The organism is Pseudomonas sp. Pseusp88 (assembly GCF_047303955.1).
Lineage (GTDB): Bacteria > Pseudomonadota > Gammaproteobacteria > Pseudomonadales > Pseudomonadaceae > Aquipseudomonas.
On record NZ_JBGLYM010000003.1, the window covers coordinates 327,616 to 353,130 of the forward strand.

A 25,515-nucleotide genomic window follows, 5' to 3' on the forward strand; every position below is an offset into this window, starting at 1 on the left:
CGGCGCAATCAGGACAGATCCCAACGCGACACGAGAAGCGCAAACGCCGCAGCCAGTAAAAGAAATACTCCACTAGCGATAAAGGTGGCCTGATATCCAGCTCTGTCATAGAGCAACCCGCCCGCCGTCGCGCCTAGGGTGATTGCCAACTGAATCACCGCCACCATCAGACCACCTCCGGTTTCGGCATCTTGGGGGAGCGTGCGTGATAACCAGGTGAACCAACCGACAGGGGCGCACGTAGCAATCAGCCCCCACACTCCCAGCAGAACGGCTGTCGCCCACATTGAGCTGCCAAATACGAGTAGAGCCACAGTAATCCCCGACATCAAAAAGGGGATGATCATCAGCACGCTATAAAGGCTTCTGTTCAACACCGGGCCGATTACCATCGTGCCCAATAATCCGGCCATTCCGATAATCAGCAACAGCACGGAGAGCGCAGACACATCAACACGGGTCACCGACTCCAGAAACGGACGCAGATAGGTGAATAACGCAAACTGGCCCATAAACAAAAATGCCATGGCTGCCATACCCAACGAGACGTTGGCGTTACCTAACAGCCGAAACACTGCCCATGCAGATCCAGACCCGGTTTGCCCAGGCATTTTTGGCAACGTGAATGCCTGCCAGCAGAGCGCCACAGCGGCTAGCGGAACCACGCAGAAAAATGCTCCGCGCCAACCGATCAACCCACCCATAAAACTGCCAATGGGTGCTGCGACTGCGGTGGCAAGTGCCGTACCGCCCTGCATCAGCGCGATTGCTTTAGGCACAAAATGCTCGGGCGCAATACGCATCATGACGGCGGTCGACATTGACCAACTGCCACCAATGGCGATTCCCAATATCGCGCGCCCCATCATCAGTGTCGAGTAGTTCGGGGCAAAGGCCACCAAGGTGCCTGAGGCAATCATCAAGGCTGTGAAGAAAAGCAGAACCGGCTTGCGGTCGAGCCGGCGAATGGCTGAAGAGATGAACAGACTGGTGAAGACCGCGAAGAAGCCGGAAATTGAAATCGCCTGCCCGGCCTGCCCCTCTGTCAGCGCCAGATCGTCGGCAATGGGAGTGAGCAGGCTCACCGGCAGAAACTCCGAAGTCACCAGGGCGAAGGCGCACAGCGACATCGCCAGGACAGCTCCCCATACCTGTCGGCTTGCGACCTGGATGGGTAAAGTAGTACTGCTCATCTGGTTAGCTCCTATGGGTGAAGCGCCAACGCCCGCGAAACCGGTGGCGTCGCAATCGTTGTGCGGGTACGTGCCGTGAGGATTGATCCGCGGCTCAGAACGGTTGACCCGGATAAAATCAACAGGCCCCACTCAATTACAGAGCCAGGGGCCAGCGTCTCAGTTGCCTGATCGCCCAGCGATAAATGTCACTTGAGAGTGTCCTGGAAGAAGGAAGCCAGTTTGGCAAACGGGATTAGACCGACCCGGTCATAGAGATCCACATGGCCCGCACCTGGAATGATGACCAGCTCTTTGGGCTTGCCAGCCAGTCGATACGCCTCTTCACTGAACTCACGCGAGTGAGCATTTTCACCGGCGATGAACAGCATCGGGCGCGGCGAGATGGTCTCGATATCGTTGAACGGATAGAAGTTCATGAACTTGACGTTGCTGGTCAGCGTCGGGTGAGTAGTCAGTAACGGCGACTGGCCTTTGGGGGTGAACTCACCGCGTGGCGTGCGGTAGAAATCGTAGAACTCGCGCTCGATCGCGTTGGATTTGTCTGTCAGTTCATGGACTGTTCCGCTGGTGTACTTGACGTCGCCACCGATGAACTCGACATAGCGCTGCTCGGCAGCGGCGGCGACAGCTTGCTTCCTTTGCTCGACAGTAACGGAATGCTTCAGGCCATTTCGGTTGGCCGCGCCCATGTCATACATACTGACCGTGGCGATGGCCCTCATCCTCGGGTCGATCTTGGCAGCGCTGATGACGAAGCTCGCGCTCCCACAAATGCCCAACATGCCAATCCGCGTTCGATCAATGAATGTCTGCGTACCCAGGTAATCCACGGCCGCACTGAAGTCTTCTGCATAAATTTCCGGCGAGACCGCATTGCGCGGCAGACCATCACTTTCGCCCCAGAACGACAGATCGATGGCAAGCGTCACGAAACCTTGCTCCGCCAGTTTTTGCGCGTAGAGATTCGAGCTTTGCTCTTTGACCGCGCCCATGGGATGGCCAACGATTATCGCAGCGCTTTTACTGCCGGGTTTCAGATCTTTCGGAACAAACAGATTCCCCGCAGTTTTCATTCGGTACTGATTGTTGAAGGTCACGTGTTGCATCGTGACCTTCTCACTTTTGTAAAAGTTATCGGCTCCGTTAGACATGTCTGCCCCCAGTGCGCAGAGCGACGTCATCAGAAGGCCAAGCAAGGTAACCAGTTTTCTCATGAGGTGCTCCCTGTCAATGAATAAGTGCCGATCGACTCGGTTGCCGGGTCTGGATCAGCGAAGGGTATGCGCCCTGCCTGTGGCTACAGGTGAGGCTTGCCCTATTCTCGGGGAATACGTCATGCTTGATAACCTAATGAAAGCTTGTTGAACCTATTAGTAGAGCTAATCAATATCGATAGGCGGGCTTCGATGCCACGACACAATCTCAACGATCTACTGGCCTTCGTAACGGTCGCCAGAGAAGGCAGCTTTACTCGAGCGGCTGCGCATTTGGGCGTGACGCAATCTGCGCTGAGTCAGGCGGTTTCCGGGCTTGAAAAGCGCTTGAAGATTCGTTTGCTTACGCGCACCACTCGTAGCGTTTCGCCGACCAGTGCGGGTGACCGCCTGATGCACGCCATAGGTCATCGCTTCGATGAGATAGAGGCCGAGCTGGATGCGTTGACCGAGCTTCGTGACAAACCCGCTGGCACGGTGCGCATTACCTGCGGCGATTTTGTTCTGAAGACATGCCTGCTGCCGCGACTCACGCCTTTACTCCTCGAATACCCCGATATAAAAGTTGAGTTTGATATCAACTATGGCTTCCGAGACATCGTTGCCGACCGCTTTGACGCAGGCATAAGATTTGGCGACACCGTCGACAAAGATATGATCGCCGTTCCGATTGGACCGCAGGTACGGATGGCAGCAGTGGCATCGCCATCCTATTTCGCCCACTACCCTGAGCCGAAGAAGCCCCAGGATCTGGTGAATCACCGTTGTATCGACATACGCTATCCGACTCTCGGCGGACTTGACGCCTGGGAGTTTGAAAAACGTGGTCGAACGATCAACGTGCGTGTGGCTGGGCAGGTCATTGTGAACACCAGTGCACATGTCCCGCTGGCGGCAGTTAACGGCTTGGGTATCGCCTATTTACCGGAGGAAGAATTTGCTCCGTACCTTGAAGATGGCCGCCTGATAAGGGTACTGGAAGACTGGTGCCCTTTGTTCTCGGGTTATCACCTGTACTATCCAAGCCGTCGACTGCCAACTCCGGCCTTTTCGCTTGTTCTGAATGCGCTTCGGGTCACCTGAACAACAACCACGAGACACGCCAAGGCATGTCTCGTGATTGCGGTCGATCGACGGCGGGTACCTGGACACGACCGTTAGCGGGCGGTATCGATGATCTGGCCTCCGTCAGGCGTGAGGCTGTATCCCGTCAGGAACTGCGCATCCTTGCTGGCCAGGAACAAGACCACCGGCGCAATATCCTTTTCCGGTGATCCATAACGGCCAAGTGCGTTAGTGGGTGCAGGCACATCGACCGCCGTCCCCCAAGTGTCAGCGACAGGCATGACATTGTTGACAGTGATTTTGTCGGCCCCCCACTCCCTGGCGGCCGTACGAGTCAGCGCCCGTACCGCCTCCTTTGCCATGTTGTAAGGCGTATAGCCCTGCATGCCAATAAGACCGGCCAGGGAAGCGAAATTGATGACCCTGCCCTCGCCGCTGGCTTTGAGATGGGGGTAGCACGCCTGCATCGATCGCAGATAAGCAATCGGGCCCATTTCAAAATTACGCTGCAACTGCTCGACGGATAGCTCGACCACCGATGAAAAAACCACAGAGGGATCGAAAGCATTGTTCACCAGAATGTCGATCCGGCCATAGGCTGCCAACACCTCGTCGACGGCTGCAGTGATTTGATCAGGATTAGCGACATCACAAACGATTCCGAGGGCGAAGCCGCCTGCGGCCTGGATATCCGCAACCACCTGATCGACATTTTCAGCCGTGCGTGAAACGACCGCGACCTTTGCGCCCTGCGCCGCAAAAAGCCTTGCGGTGGCTCGGCCGATACCACGACCGGCGCCGGTAACAATCGCAACTTTTCCACTTAGTCGAGTCATAGTGTTCCCCATTATTCAAGAATCGTTTGGATAAACGCCGCCGGTGCGTAAGGCGACGGAAGTTCGCGAACGGTGTTTTGTGTCACGAAGGAGGCGACCAGGAGAATGAGCCCTGCTGCGGCCGGGATTGAACCTTTCGGCTTGTTGACAGCCAGGTGTGCGAAAGCTGAGAGAAGCAGGTGGTAAAACATGCCGGCATAGGCAAGGTCACTAAGCGCCAGATTGACACGCGATAAAATCGCAGCGGGCCCGAGTATCTTGACCACGATCATGAGAGGCACAAGGTGGGACGCTGAATACCCCAACTCCGCTTGCGCATTCCGAACAAAGTCTGCTTTGGCGATATACAAACAGGCAGAAGCGAAATAAAGCAGCGACAGCAGTGCCGTGCTGATCCAGTAAATATAATTTACGATCATGAGATAGTCCTGAGCAGATATCGTTACGTCGACTTAGAGCAAAGATGTCGTCTAATATGAAAGTCTGCAAGTAGGATGAAAAAGTGGTGCTTAGTATGGAAAACCAGACTAACGATGGCGATCAGAGCAACATGCACGAGGAGATGCGGCGCGCGTTTTCGCTGCTTTCAGGCAAGTGGAAACTGGAAATCATGTGGCTGCTAAATCAGCGAATTTATCGTTTTGGAGAACTGCGCAAGGCGATCAATGGCATCACACAACACATGCTGACGGCACAACTTCGGGAGCTTGAGAGCGATGGTCTCATCTCGCGAACGGTCTTCGCAGAAGTCCCCCCGCGCGTTGAATATGAAATGACGGCAAAAGCTCGTGCACTTGGGCCGACGATGGAAGCGCTGTCGACATGGTGGAACGAGTACGGGAAAGGCTTGCCGGTGAAGGCTGCCTCACGTGGCCGTAAAGCGAAAAGTACCTAGTGTCCTGTTTTCTAAATACGTTCTCTTTTGACGAGCGGCCGTTGTTGTCAGACAAGGCGCGGCGACGAGTCATAGCAGGGCAACGGCTAGGAGTCGCAACGCCGCCTGGCGACAACACACGCCGTCAACAGTGAACAGCTTATTTCGTAAACAGGACACTAGCGCCGGGTGCTCCGACAAATGAGACGCTTGGGGCTTTCGCCTGTCAACCAGCCGGGAAACCAGACTGCTCCCTGACGGCAGCAACGGCATCGAGCAACGATGCAGGATCGTACAGGAATGCCTGTGACCATCGATAAAGACCGTTCAGCGGTGAAACACAACGTTGCTCAGGGCGCTGCGCCATTTGTGTTGTCACCCGGCAGCGCAGTGCCCATGAACGGTCATTGGCACTGCGCACCTTAAGAGCCCGGCGGATTCAACCGCCCATCCAGCCCGAATCGCTCCTGCACCACCAGCTCGTAAAGCCCGTTCGCCAACGCCGGGTTAACCAGCAAATTCCAGCTATGGCGCGACACACTGGAAGGAATCAGGACAAAGGGATGCTGTACCAACAGGCTCGCGCCAAAGGCCTGTTGGCTGCGGCTGGGGGTGCCGGGGATCAACCAGTTGGGATTGGGGATGTCCTCCGGGCGAACCCGGTGAATTCTGGAGGTATCCAGCACGCGAGCTGCCGTCAGTGTATGGGGTACGCAGTCGAGCGCAGCAAAGCCCTTGTGCACCGCCACCTCCAGAATGGCGGTCGCAGCATCAAGGCTGGTGTAGACCACTTGCAGCCCCTTGGGATTCCAGCGCCCGCCGCTGCCTTCTGCGCCGATGCCGCTGTTCCAGGTAGCGGCATGCCGGGCCTGGTCGAGACGCCAGAAATGAACGTCCGTGCTCAAGGGGTCGGTCAGCATCAATAGACCCCGTATTCGAGCCGATGGAGAAAATCCGTTACCAGTTCATAGCCGACCGGATTGGACAGCAGGTCGATGGGCGTTTCGCCGTCCAGGCCCAGTGCGGGCTTGATCATCCACTCCTCCGCCAGCTGGCGCGTGCCGAAAACCTCCTGGGCCTTTTCCAGCACCTGAGCGTAGTAAAGGGCACGAGCGCTCTGTTCCTGATTCAGGGACTCGTCCTTGTTCTTCATCCGCCGCGCCAGGGTACGGTCGGACAGGCCAAATATCTTGGACAGCACGTTATTACGCTTGAAGGCGTCTACCGACTCCACCAATTCAATGACTGAGCTCAGCGGGAATCCGGTTTTCGTCGCACGGAACACTTCCATGCGGTCATCGGTATCGGTATCAGGCAATAGCAAGGCGATAATGGGCGGATAGGTACCGGAAGGTGCTGCATGGGCGACAACGTATTGCCCTCCGGGCGACTCGACTGCAACCGCCCGTGCCTGGGCCTTTACCGCAGGCTTGCTCGCTCGCTTTGTCGTGGCATTTTTTGTACCCGGTTTTGCCGCCTCAGCCTTCACCTTGGCTGCTTTTGGTGAAGCCTTGGCGGATTCCAGGCTCTCTGCTGTAGCAGTCATCGCTTTCTCCCTCGTACTGGGACATATGGCAATAATAATAGTGCCGTTTGGCAAAACAGCCAACCACCATGCTCTGTAGGAAAGGCTTATGTATCACCCTGGGTCATTTGAAGAACTGACTCGGCGTCTTGCCAAACTGTTTTTTGAACATGGTAGTAAAGGCGCTGGGGCTGTCGTAGCCCAGTTCACCGGCGATATCGATGATTTTCTCGCCGACGGCAATGCGTTCCAGAGCCAGGAGCAACCGGGCCTGTTGCCGCCATTGGCCGAAGGTCATGCCGGTTTCCCTGTGGAACAGACGCTGGATGGTCTTTTCATCCAGGCCCAGGCGCGCGCTCCAGTCAGCCAGTGTTGATCCATCCCCCGGATCGCGCTGCAAGGTCGAGCAGATGTCGTAGATACGTGGATCGGCCGGCTGAGGCAGGTGCAGTGGCAGCACCGGCAGGATCGCCAGTTCATCCAGGATCAAGCGCATGACCCTGGCTTCTCGTGAGTCCGGATCAACGGGATGGGCAATGTCCACCGACGCCTTGATCAGCTCACTCAACAGCGGCGAGATACTGACCGCCCGGGTTTGTGTCGGCATGCCGGGAAACCGCTCAGGATGCACGAACACGCTGCGCATTTTCACCGCGCCGACACAACGAACCGAGTGCTCCTGCCCCGCTGGCATCCAGACCCCACGGCTGGGCGGCACCGTCCATTGGTCGAGCGCCGAATACACCACCATGACCCCCTCGATGGCATAGATCAACTGATGCTTGGCATGGGCATGCGGTTCGATAAGCCAGTTTTCCGGGTAATCGGTGGCACTGCTGCTGACCGTCCAGACCCGTTGATCCAACTCGATCAGAAACTCTTTCTGCGACTTGACCATAATGCCCTTTTTGCGAAAGTAAGCGCCCGAACAGCGCGAGACAGGCAAGCATCGCAAATCTAGCATAGTTCCCTGTCATGAGCTGCGACAGTTCGCCACATGACGCTACGCACAGCCCTCCCCTTTACAGTCCGGAAGACCTGCGATGTCCATCAGTACAACCTCCTCTGCAACAACCGCCTCGGTTGCCAGCCAAGCCAGCCCGTTAGTCATGCGCATAATCGGAGCCTGCGCCCTGGCGCACCTGATCAATGACCTGATCCAGGCAGTGCTGCCTTCGATCTACCCCATGCTCAAGGCCAACTATGGCCTGACGTTCACTCAGGTGGGCCTGATCACCCTCACTTTCCAACTGACCGCCTCACTGCTACAGCCGTGGATTGGTTATCACACGGATCGTCATCCCAAGCCCTGGCTGTTGCCTGCGGGTATGGTCTGCACGCTGATCGGCATTCTGATGCTGGCTTTTGTCGGCAGCTTTACGGCGATTCTCGTTGCCTCGGCGCTGGTGGGAGTCGGCTCCTCGACTTTTCACCCGGAGACTTCCCGGGTTGCCCGTCTCGCCTCGGGCGGCCGCTATGGCCTGGCCCAGTCAACCTTTCAGGTCGGCGGTAACGCGGGCAGTGCTTTCGGCCCTCTGCTCGCCGCAGTCATCATCATCCCCTACGGCCAGGGCAACGTGGCCTGGTTCGGTCTGTTTGCCGCCTTCGCCATCCTCGTGCTGTTCGGCCTGAGCCGCTGGTACCGCGAGCACCTGAACCTGTTCAAGCTCAAGCAAGGCAGCCAGGCCACCCATGGTCTGTCCCGGCAGCGCGTGACCTTTGCCCTGTTCGTGCTGGCATTGCTGGTGTTCTCGAAATACTTCTACATGACCAGTTTCACCAGCTACTTCACCTTCTACCTGATCGAGAAATTCGACCTCTCCGTCGCCAGCTCACAGTTGTATCTGTTCCTGTTTCTCGGCTCCGTTGCCGCCGGAACGTTCTTTGGCGGTCCTATCGGTGACCGCATCGGCCGCAAGAAAGTGATCTGGTGTTCCATTCTCGGCGCCGCGCCCTTCACCCTGGCGCTGCCGTATGTGGACCTGTTCTGGACCGGCGTACTGAGTATGCTGATTGGCTTCATCCTGGCCTCGGCGTTTTCCGCCATCGTGGTCTTCGCCCAGGAACTGGTACCGGGCAATGTCGGCATGATTGCCGGGATATTTTTCGGCCTGATGTTCGGCTTCGGCGGGATTGGTGCTGCGCTGCTCGGCCATCTGGCGGACATCCGTGGCATCGAATACGTGTACACCCTGTGCTCGTACCTGCCGCTGATTGGCGTGCTGACGATTCTGTTGCCGTCGACCAAGGGGGTTTGAATCTCGAGTCGGAAAACAGCTTTTCCGTGGAACCGGCTTCAGCCGCGAAGGCGCAGACAGGATCTATATATTTCTACCGTCTGACCGTTTGCCTTCCCGGCTAAAGCCGCTGCCAAATGGAGCAATATGTCTGCTCTCTCATGACCATGCACCTCTGCCATCTTCGGATGGGCTTTTCCGTTGACTACGAGGACTACCCGTTCCATGTATCTGAGGCAGAATGCACGGCCTGACGGTCGAGGGCTGATCATCGAAACATCAACAATCAGCGGCGGAGCCAACATGAACGACGACACGACGGGGTTGCCTGATCTTCTGGCACCGGGACTATCCGTAGTCTTTTGCGGGTTGAATCCCGGGTTGAGCTCCGCCCTCGAACAGCGTCACTTCCTCAACCGCAGCAACCGCTTCTGGCGCACGCTGCATCTGGCGGGTTTCACCACTGAGCAGCTAAGCCCCCTTGAGGACAACCGGGTTCTCGAGTTCGGCTGCGGCCTGACCACGGTGGTGCCCCGGGCCACGACCTCCGCACAGGCGGTGAAAGCCCAAGAATATCGTGATGCGGCGCAGGCTCTGGAAGACAAGATCGCCCAGTGGCAGCCGACGTATGTCGCCTTTCTCGGCAAACCCGCTTATGCCGCCATCACCGGCCAACGCGAGATTCACTGGGGTGCGCAGGCGCAAGGCTTCGTTGAAGCCAAGGTCTGGGTATTACCCAACCCCAGCGGTCTGAACCGCTCCTTCAGCCTGGATCGGCTTGTTGAGGCTTACCGTGAACTGCGAATTGCGGCTTTTACCCATCCCGGCTGATAATCATTGCGGCATTCAATGACTTCATAGCGCAGAGGCTCAGCCAGGAAAGCGCAGCCATAACCGACATATTTCTATCGTCGTTCATATTGCCTTCCCGGCTAAAGCCGGTCCTACAGATCAAGCGATGCCCATCCAGCCGTCGCACACAGCACCATCCGGCTTGCCGATGGAACGTCCGCCCTCGTCGGACGTCATCAATAGATGATCCCCGCCCCGCTTCAACTGACAAGGATGAAGGTTTGCCTATGTCTGCCTGCCCGAGCTTTACCCTCATATCGTTACCGGCTACCGCAGCCAGTGGGTACCAACCGTTATGAGTTTCAGTATCTGGGTCGCCGTATTGGGCGCGGTGTTATTGATCCTGGCCCTGACCTCCTCTTATTTGCGCTGGATGCCCGTGACCACTTCGGTTGTCTGCCTGGCATTGGGCATCGCCATCGGCCCCGGCGGATTGATGCTGCTGCACCTGGACCTCAAGCAGAGCGCCAGCTGGATGGAACACCTGACCGAGGTAGCGGTGCTGTTCTCCCTGTTCGTCAGCGGCCTCAAGCTCAGGCTGCCGCTGACCAGTCGCAGTTGGCGCGTTGCGTTCGGCCTGGCCGGACCGGTGATGGTGCTGTGTATTGCCGGGGTCAGCCTGGTGCTGCATTACGGCCTGCAGCTTTCCTGGGGCGTGTCGGTGCTGGTTGGCGCGATCCTGGCACCCACCGACCCGGTACTGGCGACGCTGGTACAGGTCAACGACGCCCAGGACTATGACCGGGTGCGTTTCGGCCTGTCCGGTGAAGCCGGACTCAATGACGGCGTGGCCTTTCCCTTTGTGATCCTCGGCTTGCTGCTCCTGATGGCGCCGCAGACCAGCGACGCCTGGCTGAGCGACTGGGTCTGGGTCAATGTGCTCTGGGCCGTCCCTGCCGGGCTGCTCTGTGGTTACTGGATGGGCCGCGGGCTGGGGCGCCTGACGTTGCTTCTGCGCACCCGCCATGCCGACAGCACGGTGTCGCCCAACGACTATCTGACCCTGGCCCTGATCGCCCTGGCTTATGTCGTGGCCGAGTTGATCCATGGCTACGGGTTTCTCGCGGTGTTCGCCGCCGGGCTTGGGTTGCGCCAGGCAGAAGTGCATTCAAGTGCCGATGCGCAAACGCCCGCCGAGCATCTGGTACAGCCTGTGGTCGGGCATCAGCATATCGACCCCGACAAGGCGGTCCATGGCGATATCGAAGAACTGGAGGAAACACAGGTCGCAGCAGGGATAATGCTGGGCGATATGCTCGCCTTCGGCAGCCTGGTGGAGCGCTCCATGGAAGTGTTCATCGTGACCCTGCTCGGCGTGGTCCTGCCCTTGTACTGGGACTGGCACGCATTGATCGTCGCGGCGCTGTTATTTCTGCTGATCCGTCCGCTGAGCGTGCTGCTGATCCCCTGGGGAGCCCTGCTCGGCGGCCATCAGCGCCTGTTGCTCGGCTGGTTCGGCATCCGTGGCATCGGTAGCCTCTACTACCTGTTCTACGCTCTGAATCACGACCTCGCTCCTGACATCGCCGCATCGAGTACCGATCTCACTCTGTCAGTGGTGGCCCTGAGCATCCTCATCCATGGCCTGACCACCCAACCGCTGCTGGCCCACTACGAGCGCAAAAAACAGCAGCGAGACAGATGAAGCCGTCAAGGAACCCTCAAGAGCGGCCGAAGTCGCATAGTGATCGACGCCGCAACAGGCGTGCACCCGGCTCCTGACAAGGAATTTGCATGCCCGCATCTCTACCCAGACTGACCCTCCTCGGCCTGACGCTGTCACTGGCCGCGCTGAGCGGCTGCGGCAAGGAAAAACCGCCTGCGCCGGTCCTTCCCAGGGTTCAGGTACAGGCGGTCAAGGAAGTCGATTACGCCTCCCAGGTCAATCTCACCGGCGATATCCAGGCGCGGGTGCAAACCCAGTTGTCCTTTCGCGTGGGCGGCAAGATCATCCAGCGCTCGGTCGATGTCGGAGACAGGATCTCCGCCCGGCAGGTACTGGCCCGGCTTGACCCCAAGGATTTGCAGACCAGTGTCGACTCAGCCGTGGCCGCCGTCGCCGCCGAACAGGCACGGGTCACCCAGGCCAGCGCAGCCTTTGTGCGCCAGGAAAAACTTTTGCCCAAAGGCTACACCAGCCGCAGCGAATATGACTCGGCCCAGGCAGCGTTGCGCAGCAGCCAGAGCGCCCTGAAAGCGGCCCAGGCGCAACTGGCCAGTGCCCGTGAACAGCTCAGCTACACCGCGTTGATTGCCGAGGCGCCAGGCGTGATTACGGCGCGTCAGGCTGAGGTCGGGCAAGTGGTCCAGGCGACCATGCCGATCTTCAGCCTGGCCCGGGATGGCGAGCGCGATGCAGTGTTCAACGTCTATGAGTCACTGTTTGTGCAGCCGGCCAATGATCAACCCGTACAGGTTTCGCTGCTGGACAACCCTGAGGTCAACACCTTCGGCAAGGTCCGCGAGGTTACGCCTGCCGTATCTGCCGAGACCGGCACCCTGCAAGTAAAAATCGCTTTGACGCAGTTGCCGCCGGGCATGGACCTAGGTTCAGTAGTCAGCGTCGCACTGAGCACATCCGGCAAGAGCAGCGTCGAACTGCCCTGGGCGGCCTTGACCAAAGGCCTGGGCGATCAACTGGGCAAGCCTGCCGTGTGGATCGTTGACGACCAGGGCAAGGCCAATCTGCGTGGCGTCACTGTCGGGCGTTACCTGACCGCCAAGGTGATCATCAGCGACGGCTTGAAAAACGGCGAAAAAGTCGTGGTCGCTGGCGGGCAGCTGCTGCATCCGGACATGCAGGTCGAAATCGCCGAGACCAAGGCCGGAGCGCAGCCATGAAACGATTGCCCTGTCTGCTCTTGCTCGGCCTGCTCGGCGCCTGCAGCAAGGAAGAACCGCCACCGGAGCCGGTACGGCCCGTGCTGTTCGTCGATGTGCAGCCGATCTCCCAGGAAAGCCTGGGGCGCTTTGCCGGCAATATCGAAGCGCGCTATGAAAGCACCCTGGGTTTCCGTATTTCCGGGCGCATCGCCCGGCGCTATGTCGACGTCGGCAGTGAGGTGGACAAGGACACCCTGTTGGCGACCCTCGACCCCACCGATCAGCAAAACAACCTGCGTGCCAGCCAGGGTGACCTGGCGCGTATCGAAGCGCAGTGGATCAACAGCCAGGCCAACGCCCGGCGCCAGCAGGAGCTGTTTGATCGTGGCGTCGGTGCCCAGGCGCAACTGGACATTGCCCTGACCGACCTGAAAACCACCCGCTCGTCCCTGGAGCAGGCGCAGGCTGCTGCTCGCCAGGCTCAGGATCAATTGGGCTACAGCGAGTTGCGCGCCGATCACGCGGCTGTGGTTACTCACTGGCAGGTCGAGGCCGGCCAAGTGGTCAGCGCCGGTCAGGAAGTAGTGACCCTGGCTCGCCCGGATATCAAGGAAGCAGTGATCGACCTGCCCGACTCGGTGGTGGACCAGCTACCGGCAGGCGTCGAGTTCAAGGTCGCCAGCCAACTGGCCCCGGAGGTCAACACGCTGGCGACCCTGCGTGAAATCGAACCACAGGCCGACCGTACCACCCGCACGCGCCGCGCGCGCCTGACGCTGGCCGAGACACCGGACGCTTTGCGTCTCGGTACCGCCATCAGCGTGACCATCAGTTCGACCATCGCCACTCGTATCGAGCTGCCCGTCGGCGCCCTGCAGGAGGTCGATGGCAAGGCCCAGGTATGGATCGTCGACAAACACAGCCAGACCGTCACTCCACGCCCGATCAGCATTGCCAGCCGCAATGCCGACAGCGTGGTTCTCAACGGCGGTGTGCAGGCCGGGGAGCGTGTGGTGAGTGCCGGAGTGAACAGCCTGAAACCGGGGCAGAAAGTCAAAGTCGATGAGGAAAGCCCGCGATGAAAGGGAGTTTCAACCTGTCCGAGTGGGCCATCAAGCATCAGTCGTTCGTCTGGTACCTGATGTTCGTCGCCCTGCTCATGGGCGTGTATTCCTATATGAACCTGGGCCGGGAAGAAGATCCTTCCTTCACCATCAAGACCATGGTCATACAGACCCGCTGGCCCGGCGCAACGGTGGACGAAACCCTCGAACAGGTCACCGACCGCATCGAGAAAAAACTCGAAGAGCTGGACTCCCTCGACTATGTGAAAAGCTACACCCGCCCCGGCGAATCCACCATCATGCTCAACCTGCTCGATACCACCGACGCCAAGGCGATTCCGGAAATCTGGTATCAAGTGCGCAAGAAAATCGACGATATTCGCGGCCAGTTCCCCCAGGGCATACAGGGGCCGGCGTTCAACGACGAATTCGGCGATGTCTACGGCTCGATCTATGCCTTCACCGCCGACGGTTTCACCATGCGCCAGCTGCGTGACTACGTGGAGCAGGTGCGTGCAGAGATTCGCGAGGTGCCGGGCCTGGGCAAGGTCGAGATGATCGGCCAGCAGGACGAAGTCCTATACCTGAATTTCTCCACCCGCAAACTGGCTGCCCTGGGCCTGGATCAGCGTCAGGTAGTGCAGAGCCTGCAAGCACAGAATACCGTCACCCCAGCCGGCGTCATCGAAGCCGGCCCGGAGCGGATCTCGGTGCGCACCTCGGGGCAATTCGCTTCGGAGAAAGACCTCGCCGAGGTCAATCTGCGCCTCAACAACCGTTTCTATCGCCTGAGCGATATCGCCGACATCACCCGCGGTTACGCCGATCCGCCCAAGCCCCTGTTCCGCTTTAACGGCAAGCCCGCCATCGGTCTGGCCATTGCCATGAAGAAAGGCGGCAATATCCAGGATTTCGGCAAGGCGCTGCATGCGCGCATGGACAGCGCCACGGCGAACCTGCCAGTGGGTGTCGGGGTCAATAACGTTTCGGATCAGGCCGAAGTGGTGGAAAAGGCCGTCGGCGGTTTTACCAGTGCGCTGTTCGAGGCCGTGGTGATCGTACTGATCGTCAGCTTCGTCAGCCTGGGCGTACGCGCAGGTCTGGTGGTGGCCTGCTCTATCCCGCTGGTGCTGGCCATGGTCTTCGTGTTCATGGAGTACAGCGGCATCACCATGCAGCGGATTTCTCTCGGTGCGCTGATCATCGCTCTGGGTCTATTGGTGGATGACGCGATGATCACCGTGGAGATGATGGTTACGCGCCTGGAACTGGGTGACTCCAAGGAAAAGGCCGCCACCTTCGCCTACACCTCCACGGCCTTCCCGATGCTCACCGGCACCCTCGTCACCGTCGCCGGTTTCGTGCCCATTGGCCTCAACGCCAGTTCAGCCGGTGAATACACCTTTACCCTGTTCGCCGTGATTGCCGTGGCGATGCTGGTGTCCTGGGTGGTCGCGGTGCTGTTCGCACCAGTGATCGGTGTGCATATCCTCAGCAGCGAATTGAAGAAGAAAAAGAAAGAGGACGGGCGCATCGCCCGGGGCTTCAACAGCAGCATGTACTGGGCCATGCGTCATCGCTGGCTGACCATTGCGTTCACGATTCTGCTGTTTGTTGGCGCCGTGTTTTCCATGCAGTTCGTGCAGAACCAGTTTTTCCCCTCCTCGGACCGCCCGGAAATCCTCGTCGACCTGAACCTGCCGCAGAACGCCTCGATCAACGAGACCCGGAAGGTGGTCGATCGCCTGGAAGCCACCTTCAAGGACGATCCGGATATCGTACGCTGGAGCACCTACATCGGTCAGGGCGCCGTACGCTTTTATCTTCCGTTGGACCAGCAACTTGAAAACCCCTTCTATGCCCAACTGGTCATCGTCAGCAAAGGCCTGGAAGAACGTGCCGCCCTCACCGCTCGCCTGAACAAGCGCTTGCGCGAGGATTTCGTCGGCATCGGCAGTTACGTCCAGCCCCTGGAAATGGGTCCGCCAGTTGGACGGCCGTTGCAGTATCGGGTCAGCGGCGAGAACATCGACAAGGTCCGTCAGCACGCCATTGAACTGGCCACCCTGCTGAACAAGAACCCCCATGTCGGCGAAATGATCTACGACTGGAATGAGCCGGGCAAAGTCCTGCGCATCGATATCAATCAGGACAAGGCACGGCAACTGGGCCTGTCTTCCGAGGACGTGGCGCAGTTGATGAACAGCATTGTCAGCGGCTCGCCGGTGACCCAGGTGCGCGACGATATCTACCTGATCAATGTCGTCGGCCGTGCCGAAGATGCCGAACGTGGCTCGCCGGAAACCCTGCAAAATCTGCAGATCGTCACGCCAGGCGGTACTTCGATTCCATTGCTGGCCTTCGCCACCGTGGGCTATGAGCTAGAGCAGCCCCTGGTCTGGCGACGCGACCGCAAGCCGACCATTACCGTGAAAGCAGCAGTCAGTGACGACCTGCAGCCCACCGACCTGGTCAAACAACTCAAGCCAGAAATAGACAAATTCAACGCTGGCCTGCCAACGGGCTACAAGGTCGCCACCGGCGGCACCGTAGAAGAAAGCGCCAAGGCCCAGGGACCGATTGCCAAGGTCGTGCCCCTGATGATCTTCCTCATGGCGACCTTCCTGATGATTCAGCTGCAAAGCGTGCAGAAGATGTTCCTGGTTGCCAGCGTCGCGCCGCTGGGGCTGATCGGCGTCGTTCTGGCGCTGATCCCCACTGGCACGCCGCTTGGTTTTGTGGCGATCCTTGGTGTGCTGGCGCTGATCGGCATCATCATTCGCAACTCGGTGATCCTGGTCACCCAGATCGGTGCCTACGAACGTGACGGCTACCTGCCCTGGGACGCCGTGGCCGAAGCCACCCGCCACCGCCGCCGCCCGATCCTGTTGACCGCTGCCGCTGCCAGCCTGGGCATGATTCCCATCGCCCGTGAAGTGTTCTGGGGGCCCATGGCTTACGCAATGATCGGCGGTATCATTATCGCCACCCTGCTGACCCTGCTATTCCTGCCGGCCCTTTATGTGACCTGGTATCGGATCAAGGAGCCTTCGGAGGAGCAGCGGCGGGAGGCCAAAGTACCTGGCAGTAAAGGCGACTGAACGGCAAGAGAAGAAAGCCGGCTCATAGGAGCGGATCAGCCGGCTATCCGAGAAAGCGGTGTATCAGATAGACCCATTCGCACCCTGCGGCGGCTCCTGTAAACCCTGTCTGCTGTACAACAGCACGGTGCCAGGGACACTGCACAGGCGTTGACTCGCATCAATAAAACCCGACGCCAACCCCGCTACCCTGCCCGGCTTTTGCGAGCCGCAACCGCCATGCCTCTCTCTACTCCAGAACTGCTCGCCCCCGCTGGCACCCTGAAAAACATGCGTTATGCCTTTGCCTATGGCGCCGATGCCGTGTATGCCGGGCAGCCGCGCTACAGCCTGCGCGTGCGCAACAATGAATTCGATCACGCCAACCTGGCGCTGGGTATTCGTGAGGCCCAGGATCAGGGCAAGCGTTTCTATGTGGTGGTCAACATTGCGCCGCACAACGCCAAGCTCAAGACCTTTCTCAAGGACCTGGAGCCGGTGATTGCCATGGCGCCGAACGCGCTGATCATGTCCGACCCCGGCCTGATCATGCTGGTGCGGCGACACTTCCCGCAGATGCCGATTCATCTGTCAGTGCAGGCCAATACAGTGAACTGGGCCAGCGTCGAGTTCTGGCAGCAGCAAGGCGTGAGCCGGATCATCCTGTCCCGGGAGCTGTCTCTGGACGAGATCGAAGAAATCCATCGGCAAGTGCCAGCCATGGAGCTGGAAGTGTTCGTCCATGGTGCGCTGTGCATGGCCTATTCCGGCCGCTGCCTGTTATCGGGTTATATCAACAAGCGCGACGCCAATCAGGGCAGCTGCACCAACGCCTGTCGCTGGAAGTATTCAGCTCAAGAGGCCAAGGAAAACCAGCTTGGCGAGATTGTCCAGACCTTCCAGCCCGAGCCCACCCTGGGCAGCGGTGCGCCCACTGACCAGGTGTTCCTGCTGCAGGAAGCCAATCGCCCGGGTGAGCTGATGCCCGCCTTCGAGGACGAGCACGGTACTTACATCATGAACTCCAAGGATCTGCGCGCCGTGCAGCATGTGGAGCGCCTTACCAAGATGGGCGTGCACTCGCTGAAGATCGAAGGCCGGACCAAATCCCACTTCTACTGCGCCCGTACCACTCAGGTCTATCGCCGCGCCATTGACGACGCCATGGCCGGGCGCGAGTTCGACCGCAGCCTCATGCTTGACCTGGAATCCCTGGCCCAACGTGGTTATACCGAGGGTTTCCTGCGTCGGCATGTGCATGACGAGTACCAGAACTACCAGAACGGCAGCTCGGTCTCGGAGCGCCAGCAGTTCGTCGGTGAACTCACCGGCGAACGCCGCGACGGACTGGCCGAGGTCAAGGTCAAGAACCGCTTTGCCCGGGGCGACCATATGGAACTGATGACGCCCGACGGCAACTATCACTTCGATCTGCTGCAATTGCACAACAGCCAGGGCGAGCCTGTCGAAGTCGCGCCAGGAGATGGCCATACCGTGTATCTGCCAATCGCCGACGGGCTGGATCTGCGCTTTGGCTTGTTGATGAAGGATGTGCACCCGTGCTGACCTCAGGTGTGACTGAATACCGCCTTCAGCAGCGGATCATCGAGGTAGGCAACATTCAGCCGGGTCCAGGGATTGATCCTCGATTGCTCCGGGGAAAAGATATGCCCGGGGGCAATCATGAAGCCCTTGGGCAGCAGTTGCCGGGTCAGCTCCCTGGCATCGGCGATATGGCCGAAACGCGCCCATAGGTAAAGACTCTGTTCCGGCCGCACGAAGACCTCGGCACCGATCTCGTCCAGCACCTGCAATCCCGTCGCCGTGGCCGCTTTCAGGCGCTCCTGCAAGCGCACCAAATGGCGCAGAAAGTGCCCCTCGGTGAGAATCACATCCACCGTGCGTTCGCAGAACTCCGATGAGCTGGTATGGAGCAGCATCTTCAAGTCACCCAGCTCGTCGATGACCTCTTTACTCCCGGCAATGAAACCGACCCGCAGCGCCGCCGACACCGACTTGGAAAAACTGCCGACATAGAGCGAACGCTTGAGCTGGTCCAGGGCCGCGACCTTGATCGCCGACGTCGGTTTGAAATCCGCCAGGGCATCATCGTCCACCAGAATGAACTGATGCTTTTCGGCCAGTCGTACCAGCTGGTGGGCCTTGCCAGGGGAGATATCGGAGCCGGTGGGGTTGTGTCCCACCGACTGCAGGAAGAACAGCTTCGGTTTGTGCACGCGCAGATGCTGCTCCAGCATCGCCATGTCCGGGCCGTCTGCCAGGCGCGGCACGCTGAGCATGAGTGCGCCCTGCAATTGCAGCTTGCCGAACAGCGGGTAATACCCGGGATCCTCGACCAATACACAGTCACCGCTGGCGACAAAGCGCCGGATGATCAGGTCCAGGCCATGATTGGCGCCATGGGTGGTGACAATCTGCCGGGGGCTGACACTTATCGAATAGGTGGCCAGCTTCTGCGCCAGGTGCTGGCGTAACTGGGCATTGCCCAGGCGATTGCCGTAGCGAAACAGCGTGGTTACACCGGTGCGCATGATCTGCCGGGTGAACTTGTCCAGGCGCAGGTCCATCAGCCATTCCACCGGGGCAAAGCCTTCACCCAGGGGTGAGTGGCCGGGCTCGCGAACGAATTGTTGGCGCATCAGCCAGATGGTGTCCATGGCCCGGGCGTAGGGCAGCGGCTCTTCCGGCTCACTGCCATTGGGCGCACCCTGCTTGACGAAAAAGCCCTGGCCATGGCGGGCCTCAACCAGGCCCATGGACGCCAGTGACTCGTAGGCGTTGATCACCGTGTTTTTCGAATGGCCCAACAGGCGCATGCACTCGCGCAATGACGGCAGGCGATCGCCGACCCGATAAGTGCCGTTGCCGATCTGTTCGACCAGTGATGCCGTCAGTTGCTGGGCCAGCGTCTGGCGTGCCATGGCGTGCAATCCTCAAGGAAAGATAAAACAAGGGTACAGCTTGGGTACTGTCCGTCAAAACTGTACCTTCTTTCGTGGTACAGGGCGCATTAGGGTGGCGGCAACTGAAAAACAATAATTGCTACAGGAAGCCCGCCCCATGAGCATCGACTCACGCCTTCCCATGTTCCGCAACCTGACCCCCAGCGAGCGCCTGGCGCATCTGCAAGAATTGCTTGAGTTGCCCGCCAGCGACGTTGCCCTGCTCAGCAACGTAGGCGCCCTGCCCCTGGAAATCGCCGATGGCATGATCGAGAACGTGATCGGCAAGTTCGAGCTGCCCTATGCCGTGGCCAGCAATTTTCAAATCAATGGCCGCGACGTCATCGTGCCGCTGGTGGTCGAAGAACCTTCGGTCGTGGCTGCGGCCTCGTTCATGGCCAAGCTGGCCCGGGACGCAGGCGGCTTCCAGACCTCCAGTTCGCTGCCGCTGATGCGCGCCCAGGTGCAGATCGTCGAAGTCAGCGACCCGTTCAATGCTCGACTGAGCCTGCTGCGGCGCAAGGACGAGATCATCGAGCTGGCTAACCGCAAGGACCAATTGCTCAATCGGCTGGGCGGCGGCTGTCGCGACATTGAAGTGCATACCTTCGCCCAGAGTCCCCGTGGACCGATGCTGGTGGCCCACCTGATCGTTGACGTGCGCGACGCCATGGGCGCCAACACCGTCAACACCATGGCCGAAGCCGTGGCGCCATTGATGGAGGAAATCACCGGTGGCAAAGTGCGTCTGCGTATCCTGTCCAACCTGGCCGACCTGCGACTGGCCCGGGCCCAGCTGAGGATAGCCCCACGGCTGCTGGATACCGCGGAGTTCAAGGGTGAGGACGTCATCGAAGGCATTCTCGACGCCTATAACTTTGCCGTGATCGACCCGTATCGGGCGGCAACCCATAACAAGGGCATCATGAACGGCATCGACCCGCTGATCGTCGCCACCGGCAATGACTGGCGCGCAGTGGAAGCCGGGGCCCATGCCTACGCCTGTCGCGACGGCCACTATGGCTCGCTGACCACCTGGGAAAAAGACAGCCATGGCCATCTGGTCGGCACCCTGGAAATGCCCATGCCGGTAGGCCTGGTCGGTGGCGCCACCAAGACCCACCCGCTGGCCCAACTGTCACTGCGCATCCTCGGGGTGAAGACCGCCCAGGAGCTGGCGGAAATCGCCGTGGCCGTGGGCCTCGCGCAAAATCTCGGTGCCCTGCGAGCGCTGTCCACCGAAGGCATTCAACGCGGACATATGGCCTTGCACGCCCGCAATATTGCCCTGTCGGCCGGAGCCAACGGCGATGAGGTGAACTGGCTGGTCAAGCAGATGGTACAGGCACGTGATGTTCGCGCCGATCATGCCGCCGAGCTGCTCAAGCACAAGCGGGCACAGCGATGAGCCCTGCCGCGACCCCTTCGGTTCGCCTGGTCGAGGTGGGCGCCCGGGACGGTCTGCAGAACGAAGCCTTGACCCTGTCGCCGCAGATCCGCGTGCAACTGCTGTGCAGGCTTGCGCAAGCCGGCTTGCGCACTCTTGAAGCCGGAGCCTTTGTCTCACCGCGCTGGGTGCCGCAAATGGCTGGCTCCGGCGAGGTGTTCAAGGCTCTGCCGACACTTCCCGGTGTAACCTGGACCGCCCTGGTGCCCAATCTCCAGGGCCTGGAAGCGGCCCTGGCAGCAGGCTGTCGCGAAGTGGCGGTATTTGCAGCGGCATCGGAGGCCTTCTCACAAAAGAACATCAACTGCTCGATCGCCGAAAGCCTGCTGCGCTTCGAAGCGGTCATGCTCCGGGCACGAGAGGCCGGTGTCAGGGTCAGAGGCTATGTCTCTTGCGTCATGGGCTGCCCTTTCAGTGGGTATGTCAGCCCCCAAGCCGTCGCCGCAGTCAGCGCGTCGCTATATGGCATGGGTTGTTATGAAATCAGCCTGGGCGACACCATCGGCGCCGGCACTCCTGCGGCAACCCGCAGGCTGATCGACGCGTGTCGCCAGGTGGTGCCGGTCAGCGCTCTTGCCGGTCATTTCCATGACACCTATGGCATGGCCGTCGCCAACATCCTTGCGGCACTGGAAGCCGATCTACAGGTGTTCGACAGTTCCGTGGCGGGCCTGGGTGGCTGCCCTTACTCGCCTGGCGCCACCGGCAACGTGGCCACCGAAGACGTGCTGTACCTGCTCAATGGACTGGGCATCGAACATGGTGTCGACCTTGACGCACTGGTCAATATTGGCGAGTTCATCAACGCCGAACTGGGCCGCACAACGGCCTCCAGGGTCGCCCGGGCGCTACTCGGTAAACGCCACGCGCAGGGACTCAATTAAGCCGCATCTCTTCACCGTCATAACAATAAGAGCCCTCAGGGGCAGTGGGAGACACCTTTGAAGCCTGAACTCTATGAAGTCTGGGGCGACACCGTCGACGGTCGTCACCTGCTCTATTCCATCCTCATCGGCGCAGCCGTCAGCCTCGGCGCTTTCTTCACCGCCCAGCAACTGTTCCTGGGTTGGATCGCCTCCGAACAAATGGCCCGTGCTTACGCCATGCTCGTGGGTATCATCGGTTGTCTGGCCGGGGGCGCACTCAGCGCGTTGCTGTTCAAGCCCAAACGCAATGTTGTCGAGCATCAGGCCGATCCGGCCTGGCGCGGCCAGGTGCTGCTCGAATTGCAGGAGGAGTTTGGCGATCTGGGTCGTCTGGCCGACCTGCCCGCGGCGACCGTGGCCGAACTCCACGAGATGGACCTCTACCAACTGTTCGCCGATTACGAGCGCGGCCTGAAGACCACGAACCAGGCCACTGAGACCGCGCCGGGCGTCCAGGGAGGTCGCCATGATGGGTCCGTTGCTTGATTCGTTGATGATCGCCGCAGGCATGGGCATCCTCGGGGCGGTGATCTTCGCCGGGATCGGGCTGATTTCCGGCAGCGACGAAACCACGACCCTGGCGCCGTTGACGCTTCTTGTAGTGCTGCTCGGCGTACCCGCGCCTGGGATTCTGACGTTCTTTCTCGCCGGAGCCGTGGCCAAGCACATGACCCATGCCGTGCCTACAGCGCTGCTGGGTATTCCCGGCGACACCCTGGCCACGCCGCTGATGCGCGAAGCCAACTTCCTGCGCAACCTGGGCGTGCCCCATATCGCCCTGCGCAAGATGATTTCCGGCGCAGTGATTGCAGCGTTGATCGCCGTACCCATGGCGGTACTGTTCGCGGTAATGCTGGCGCCTTTCGGCGACATGATCAAACAGGCGGCGCCCTGGGTGTTCCTGGCGGCCGCCATTGCCATCGCCGGGTTCTCCAAAGGTCGCCTGGCGGCGGTACTGGCGCTGATCCCTTTCGTGCTGATCATCATCGGCCTGCAGAGCATCACCGGTAAATACGGGGTCAAGCTCAGCGTCAGCTACTTCCTGGGCATCGCCATCGGGCCGCTGATCGCCACGCTGTTCTCCCTGCTCGTACCTGCCGAACGGGCTGGCATGCGCCGTCAGGCAGTGCGCACCTTTTCCCTGTCGCCCGACATCAAGAGCTGGGGCGGTTTCTTTCCCAATCCGCTCAAGGTCCTCGACAGTAACCAGAGCCGCTGGACCGCCGTGACCGCTGTCATCTCCAGTGCCACTTTTGTGTTCAGCCCGGTGGCCATGACCGTGATCATGGGCGAGATGGTCGGAGCCCGGATCAAACATGTCTACCATCGCCTGACCACGGTGATCACCGCTCGCAATGGCGTCACCGAGGCTACCTATATCGCCGAAGCACTGATTCCGCTGATCGCTTTCGGACTGCCCCTCAGCCCGGTTGCCGCTGGCCCGGCCGCGCCGCTGTTCAACGCCCCGCCACGCTTCAGCGTTGATGCCGCCAGCGGCCAGGTGAACAACCTGCATTCGCTGCTCAGTACCTGGGAGTTTCTCGGCTATGGCCTGTTGGCGGTACTGATCGCCATCCTGATCGCCTACCCCTTCACCATGAATTACGCGCACCGAGCGGCCGCTTACGTGTCACGCAAGATCAGCCATGAGGCGGTGATCTCGACCTTCGTCGGGCTGATCCTGGTCATCGGCATCTGGGAAGGCGGCCTGCTGGGACTGCTGGTCATCGTCACCGTCGGGCTGCTGGGCGGGCTTTTCTCGCGTTTTCTCGGTTTCAACATCGGCGTGCAGTTCATGGGCTACTACACCGCGGTGCTGACGGTACCGGCCCTGACTGCCCTGATGGGTGTCTGATTCACATAACAACAACACTTGAGTGACCATGATGCAAAACCATCTGCTGGCTTCAATGCTGTTCGTTTTCGCCGCACAGGCGGTCACCGCTTACGCCGAAGAACCACTCCCGGCCCTTGTCTATCCTGCGCAGGGCCAACAATTGCAGGGCATCGCCGGGGCGGAAAGAGACCTGCCCACGATAACCGCCCGACGCTGGATCAAGGTCTCGGACGGCGCCCTGCAACTGGAGGGGCCCTCCTTCGACCGCGACGGCAACCTGCTGCTGGTCGAGGTGTTCGGCGGCCAGGTGCTCAAGGTCGACCCACAAGGCAGGCTCAGCACCCTGGTGCCGAAGAACGCCCTCGGTTCGGCGGGCCTGGCCATTCACAAGGATGGCCGATTATTTGTCGCAGGCCTGGGCAACTTCAAGGACACCGGCAACCTGACCGCCTACAAGGCGGATGGCTCGGGCAAGCAGGTGATCATCCCGGCCAACAGCAACTACCTGGTCGACGACCTGGTATTTGACAGCAACGGCGGCTTTTACTTCACCGACTTCAAGGGCACCTCGACCCAGCCGAGCGGTGGCGTCTACTACGTGCCTGCCGACGGGAAGCGCGTGGTGCCGATCCTGCCCAACCTGGCCATAGCCAACGGCATCGCCCTATCGCCCGATGGCAAAACCCTGTGGGTCACGGAATTCGCCACCGGCCTGCTGCACCGCATCGAGCTGAAAGACGCCACCACCATTGCGCCTTTCGGCGAGGCCGTGGTCTACCGCTTCAACGGCCCTTCCCCGGACTCGATGCGCGTCGATCAGGACGGCAATCTGTACGTGGCCATGTACAGTCAGGGCCGCGTACTGGTGCTCAACCCCAATGGCCTGCCCATCGGCCAGATCCTGATCCCCGGCCGCGAGAACGGCCACTACCTGCGCTCTACCAGCCTGGCGTTCAAGCCGGAGACCAACGAGGTGTATCTGGTGGCCAGTGACGGTGACCTGGGAGAAGGCAGCGCCATCTTCAAGGCACAGGGCTTTGCCCAGGCCTTGAAGCTGTACTCCCATCAATAAAACAAGGAGGTATGGGAGCAGATAGCGTCAGGTCAGCGGCGTCCTGACGATCTGCACCTGATTGCTGTAGAAGGCCAGATGACCACGGATCTGCTCCATGGCCGGATACGGCGCCTCATAACTCCACACCGCGTTCAAGCCGTCGCCGGCGACTTCGGCCAGACTGTAATAACTGGCCTCGCCCTTGTACGGGCAATAGGTGTGATGCTCCGAGGCGCTCAAAAGCTCCATTCGTGCGTCTTCCCGCGGAATGTAAAATGCCGTCGGATAGGTCGACTCGGTCAGGGCCAGGGCCCGCCTGGAACAGGCGATTTCCTGACCGTGAAAGCTGACCACGATCAGCTCTTCGGCAGGTGTGATGGTGATGGGATGGTCAGGGCCTGGCACTTTCATGATGGTGACTCCTGTAACGTGGGTTGGCCGTTGGGCGAACGGAAATTCCTTGTTCAGTTTGCGAACGGGCTGCCCACGTGCTTCAGCAGCCCTTGCAAAAAATCCAGTTCC

23 protein-coding genes are annotated in these 25,515 nt (G+C 59.8%); 14 read left to right on the plus strand and 9 right to left on the minus strand.

The genetic code is table 11. From position 1 onward, the window contains the following. Positions 1-8: 8 nt before the first annotated feature. Positions 9-1,193 carry an MFS transporter gene (locus ACCD02_RS06025; RefSeq protein ID WP_413299395.1) on the minus strand — a complete coding sequence of 395 codons (1,185 nt, stop codon included), beginning with the start codon at positions 1,191-1,193 and terminating at the stop codon, positions 9-11. Positions 1,194-1,381: 188 nt separating this feature from the next. Continuing rightward, a complete protein-coding gene (locus tag ACCD02_RS06030) occupies positions 1,382-2,410 on the minus strand; it encodes an alpha/beta hydrolase (protein ID WP_413299397.1) in 1,029 nt (342 codons plus the stop codon). Between the two features lie 192 nt (positions 2,411-2,602). Between ACCD02_RS06030 and ACCD02_RS06035 the strand changes: the two genes are divergently transcribed. After that, positions 2,603-3,493 carry a LysR family transcriptional regulator gene (locus ACCD02_RS06035; RefSeq protein ID WP_413299399.1) on the plus strand — a complete coding sequence of 297 codons (891 nt, stop codon included), beginning with the start codon at positions 2,603-2,605 and terminating at the stop codon, positions 3,491-3,493. Positions 3,494-3,567: 74 nt separating this feature from the next. On the opposite strand, the gene ACCD02_RS06040 is transcribed toward ACCD02_RS06035, so the two are convergent. Continuing rightward, positions 3,568-4,311, minus strand: coding sequence for an SDR family NAD(P)-dependent oxidoreductase (locus tag ACCD02_RS06040; protein WP_413299401.1), 744 nt, complete (start codon positions 4,309-4,311; stop codon positions 3,568-3,570). An 11-nt stretch (positions 4,312-4,322) separates the two neighbouring features. Next, entirely contained in the window at positions 4,323-4,730 is a 408-nt protein-coding gene (locus ACCD02_RS06045; protein ID WP_413299403.1) for a DoxX family protein, read from the minus strand. A 95-nt stretch (positions 4,731-4,825) separates the two neighbouring features. On the opposite strand from ACCD02_RS06045, the gene ACCD02_RS06050 reads away from it, so the two are divergent. Further along, the gene (locus ACCD02_RS06050) at positions 4,826-5,206 is read left to right on the plus strand and encodes a winged helix-turn-helix transcriptional regulator (protein ID WP_413299405.1); all 381 of its coding nucleotides are present in this window, start codon (positions 4,826-4,828) and stop codon (positions 5,204-5,206) included. A gap of 401 nt (positions 5,207-5,607) precedes the next feature. Here ACCD02_RS06050 and ACCD02_RS06055 read toward each other — a convergent pair whose 3' ends face one another. The 3 genes from ACCD02_RS06055 to ACCD02_RS06065 all read right to left on the minus strand — a co-directional run bounded on the left by ACCD02_RS06055 (position 5,608) and on the right by ACCD02_RS06065 (position 7,608). After that, on the minus strand, positions 5,608-6,105 hold the full coding sequence (locus tag ACCD02_RS06055; RefSeq protein WP_413299407.1) for an RES family NAD+ phosphorylase: 498 nt from the start codon (positions 6,103-6,105) through the stop codon (positions 5,608-5,610). Next, positions 6,105-6,731 (minus strand): antitoxin Xre/MbcA/ParS toxin-binding domain-containing protein, encoded by a 627-nt coding sequence (locus tag ACCD02_RS06060; protein WP_413299409.1) that lies wholly within the window; start codon positions 6,729-6,731, stop codon positions 6,105-6,107. The genes ACCD02_RS06055 and ACCD02_RS06060 overlap by 1 nt, the downstream gene beginning before the upstream one ends. Positions 6,732-6,834: 103 nt before the next feature. Further along, positions 6,835-7,608, minus strand: coding sequence for an AraC family transcriptional regulator (locus tag ACCD02_RS06065; RefSeq protein WP_413299411.1), 774 nt, complete (start codon positions 7,606-7,608; stop codon positions 6,835-6,837). 145 nt (positions 7,609-7,753) lie between these two features. Here ACCD02_RS06065 and ACCD02_RS06070 point away from each other — a divergent pair, with 145 nt between their 5' ends. The 7 genes from ACCD02_RS06070 (at position 7,754) to yegQ (ending at position 18,332) form a co-directional block, all read left to right on the plus strand. Then, a complete protein-coding gene (locus ACCD02_RS06070) occupies positions 7,754-8,968 on the plus strand; it encodes an MFS transporter (protein ID WP_413299413.1) in 1,215 nt (404 codons plus the stop codon). Positions 8,969-9,250: 282 nt separating this feature from the next. Then, complete coding sequence (mug, locus tag ACCD02_RS06075) at positions 9,251-9,778, plus strand: G/U mismatch-specific DNA glycosylase (RefSeq protein WP_413299415.1); 528 nt, start codon at positions 9,251-9,253, stop codon at positions 9,776-9,778. A gap of 316 nt (positions 9,779-10,094) precedes the next feature. Next, positions 10,095-11,444 carry a cation:proton antiporter gene (locus tag ACCD02_RS06080; RefSeq protein WP_413299417.1) on the plus strand — a complete coding sequence of 450 codons (1,350 nt, stop codon included), beginning with the start codon at positions 10,095-10,097 and terminating at the stop codon, positions 11,442-11,444. Positions 11,445-11,533: 89 nt separating this feature from the next. Then, on the plus strand, positions 11,534-12,640 hold the full coding sequence (locus tag ACCD02_RS06085; protein ID WP_413299419.1) for an efflux RND transporter periplasmic adaptor subunit: 1,107 nt from the start codon (positions 11,534-11,536) through the stop codon (positions 12,638-12,640). After that, positions 12,637-13,704 (plus strand): efflux RND transporter periplasmic adaptor subunit, encoded by a 1,068-nt coding sequence (locus ACCD02_RS06090; RefSeq protein WP_413299421.1) that lies wholly within the window; start codon positions 12,637-12,639, stop codon positions 13,702-13,704. The genes ACCD02_RS06085 and ACCD02_RS06090 overlap by 4 nt, the downstream gene beginning before the upstream one ends. Continuing rightward, positions 13,701-16,787, plus strand: coding sequence for an efflux RND transporter permease subunit (locus ACCD02_RS06095; RefSeq protein WP_413299423.1), 3,087 nt, complete (start codon positions 13,701-13,703; stop codon positions 16,785-16,787). The genes ACCD02_RS06090 and ACCD02_RS06095 overlap by 4 nt, the downstream gene beginning before the upstream one ends. A 219-nt stretch (positions 16,788-17,006) precedes the next feature. Further along, a complete protein-coding gene (gene yegQ, locus ACCD02_RS06100) occupies positions 17,007-18,332 on the plus strand; it encodes a tRNA 5-hydroxyuridine modification protein YegQ (RefSeq protein WP_413299425.1) in 1,326 nt (441 codons plus the stop codon). Positions 18,333-18,334: 2 nt separating this feature from the next. Here the strand turns inward: yegQ and ACCD02_RS06105 are convergent, their stop codons facing one another. Then, entirely contained in the window at positions 18,335-19,708 is a 1,374-nt protein-coding gene (locus tag ACCD02_RS06105) for a PLP-dependent aminotransferase family protein (protein WP_413299427.1), read from the minus strand. 139 nt (positions 19,709-19,847) lie between these two features. Here ACCD02_RS06105 and ACCD02_RS06110 point away from each other — a divergent pair, with 139 nt between their 5' ends. Genes ACCD02_RS06110 through ACCD02_RS06130 form a run of 5 tightly spaced genes read left to right on the plus strand, consistent with a single transcriptional unit; the run spans position 19,848 to position 25,011 of the window. Next, the gene (locus ACCD02_RS06110) at positions 19,848-21,137 is read left to right on the plus strand and encodes a hydroxymethylglutaryl-CoA reductase, degradative (RefSeq protein ID WP_413299429.1); all 1,290 of its coding nucleotides are present in this window, start codon (positions 19,848-19,850) and stop codon (positions 21,135-21,137) included. Beyond that, positions 21,134-22,060, plus strand: coding sequence for a hydroxymethylglutaryl-CoA lyase (locus ACCD02_RS06115; protein ID WP_413299431.1), 927 nt, complete (start codon positions 21,134-21,136; stop codon positions 22,058-22,060). The genes ACCD02_RS06110 and ACCD02_RS06115 overlap by 4 nt, the downstream gene beginning before the upstream one ends. Before the next feature lie 57 nt (positions 22,061-22,117). Next, entirely contained in the window at positions 22,118-22,588 is a 471-nt protein-coding gene (locus tag ACCD02_RS06120; protein WP_413299433.1) for a hypothetical protein, read from the plus strand. Next, positions 22,569-23,957, plus strand: coding sequence for a tripartite tricarboxylate transporter permease (locus tag ACCD02_RS06125; protein WP_413299436.1), 1,389 nt, complete (start codon positions 22,569-22,571; stop codon positions 23,955-23,957). Before ACCD02_RS06120 ends, ACCD02_RS06125 begins: the two co-directional genes overlap by 20 nt. A 28-nt stretch (positions 23,958-23,985) precedes the next feature. Further along, positions 23,986-25,011 (plus strand): SMP-30/gluconolactonase/LRE family protein, encoded by a 1,026-nt coding sequence (locus ACCD02_RS06130; protein WP_413299438.1) that lies wholly within the window; start codon positions 23,986-23,988, stop codon positions 25,009-25,011. 27 nt (positions 25,012-25,038) lie between these two features. Here ACCD02_RS06130 and ACCD02_RS06135 read toward each other — a convergent pair whose 3' ends face one another. Next, the gene (locus ACCD02_RS06135; protein WP_413299440.1) at positions 25,039-25,404 is read right to left on the minus strand and encodes a DUF427 domain-containing protein; all 366 of its coding nucleotides are present in this window, start codon (positions 25,402-25,404) and stop codon (positions 25,039-25,041) included. Positions 25,405-25,515 lie beyond the last annotated feature (111 nt).

Coding starts and splice junctions, on each gene's coding strand:
- ACCD02_RS06030 (WP_413299397.1), bottom strand. CDS start 2,410: ATGAGAAAACTGGTTACCTTGCTTGGCCTTCTGATGACGTCGCTCTGC.
- ACCD02_RS06055 (WP_413299407.1), bottom strand. CDS start 6,105: ATGCTGACCGACCCCTTGAGCACGGACGTTCATTTCTGGCGTCTCGAC.
- yegQ (WP_413299425.1), top strand. CDS start 17,007: ATGCCTCTCTCTACTCCAGAACTGCTCGCCCCCGCTGGCACCCTGAAA.
- ACCD02_RS06110 (WP_413299429.1), top strand. CDS start 19,848: ATGAGCATCGACTCACGCCTTCCCATGTTCCGCAACCTGACCCCCAGC.
- ACCD02_RS06070 (WP_413299413.1), top strand. CDS start 7,754: ATGTCCATCAGTACAACCTCCTCTGCAACAACCGCCTCGGTTGCCAGC.
- mug (WP_413299415.1), top strand. CDS start 9,251: ATGAACGACGACACGACGGGGTTGCCTGATCTTCTGGCACCGGGACTA.
- ACCD02_RS06090 (WP_413299421.1), top strand. CDS start 12,637: ATGAAACGATTGCCCTGTCTGCTCTTGCTCGGCCTGCTCGGCGCCTGC.
- ACCD02_RS06040 (WP_413299401.1), bottom strand. CDS start 4,311: ATGACTCGACTAAGTGGAAAAGTTGCGATTGTTACCGGCGCCGGTCGT.
- ACCD02_RS06105 (WP_413299427.1), bottom strand. CDS start 19,708: ATGGCACGCCAGACGCTGGCCCAGCAACTGACGGCATCACTGGTCGAA.
- ACCD02_RS06045 (WP_413299403.1), bottom strand. CDS start 4,730: ATGATCGTAAATTATATTTACTGGATCAGCACGGCACTGCTGTCGCTG.
- ACCD02_RS06125 (WP_413299436.1), top strand. CDS start 22,569: ATGATGGGTCCGTTGCTTGATTCGTTGATGATCGCCGCAGGCATGGGC.
- ACCD02_RS06065 (WP_413299411.1), bottom strand. CDS start 7,608: ATGGTCAAGTCGCAGAAAGAGTTTCTGATCGAGTTGGATCAACGGGTC.
- ACCD02_RS06050 (WP_413299405.1), top strand. CDS start 4,826: ATGGAAAACCAGACTAACGATGGCGATCAGAGCAACATGCACGAGGAG.
- ACCD02_RS06115 (WP_413299431.1), top strand. CDS start 21,134: ATGAGCCCTGCCGCGACCCCTTCGGTTCGCCTGGTCGAGGTGGGCGCC.
- ACCD02_RS06035 (WP_413299399.1), top strand. CDS start 2,603: ATGCCACGACACAATCTCAACGATCTACTGGCCTTCGTAACGGTCGCC.
- ACCD02_RS06130 (WP_413299438.1), top strand. CDS start 23,986: ATGATGCAAAACCATCTGCTGGCTTCAATGCTGTTCGTTTTCGCCGCA.
- ACCD02_RS06135 (WP_413299440.1), bottom strand. CDS start 25,404: ATGAAAGTGCCAGGCCCTGACCATCCCATCACCATCACACCTGCCGAA.
- ACCD02_RS06025 (WP_413299395.1), bottom strand. CDS start 1,193: ATGAGCAGTACTACTTTACCCATCCAGGTCGCAAGCCGACAGGTATGG.
- ACCD02_RS06085 (WP_413299419.1), top strand. CDS start 11,534: ATGCCCGCATCTCTACCCAGACTGACCCTCCTCGGCCTGACGCTGTCA.
- ACCD02_RS06060 (WP_413299409.1), bottom strand. CDS start 6,731: ATGACTGCTACAGCAGAGAGCCTGGAATCCGCCAAGGCTTCACCAAAA.
- ACCD02_RS06080 (WP_413299417.1), top strand. CDS start 10,095: ATGAGTTTCAGTATCTGGGTCGCCGTATTGGGCGCGGTGTTATTGATC.
- ACCD02_RS06095 (WP_413299423.1), top strand. CDS start 13,701: ATGAAAGGGAGTTTCAACCTGTCCGAGTGGGCCATCAAGCATCAGTCG.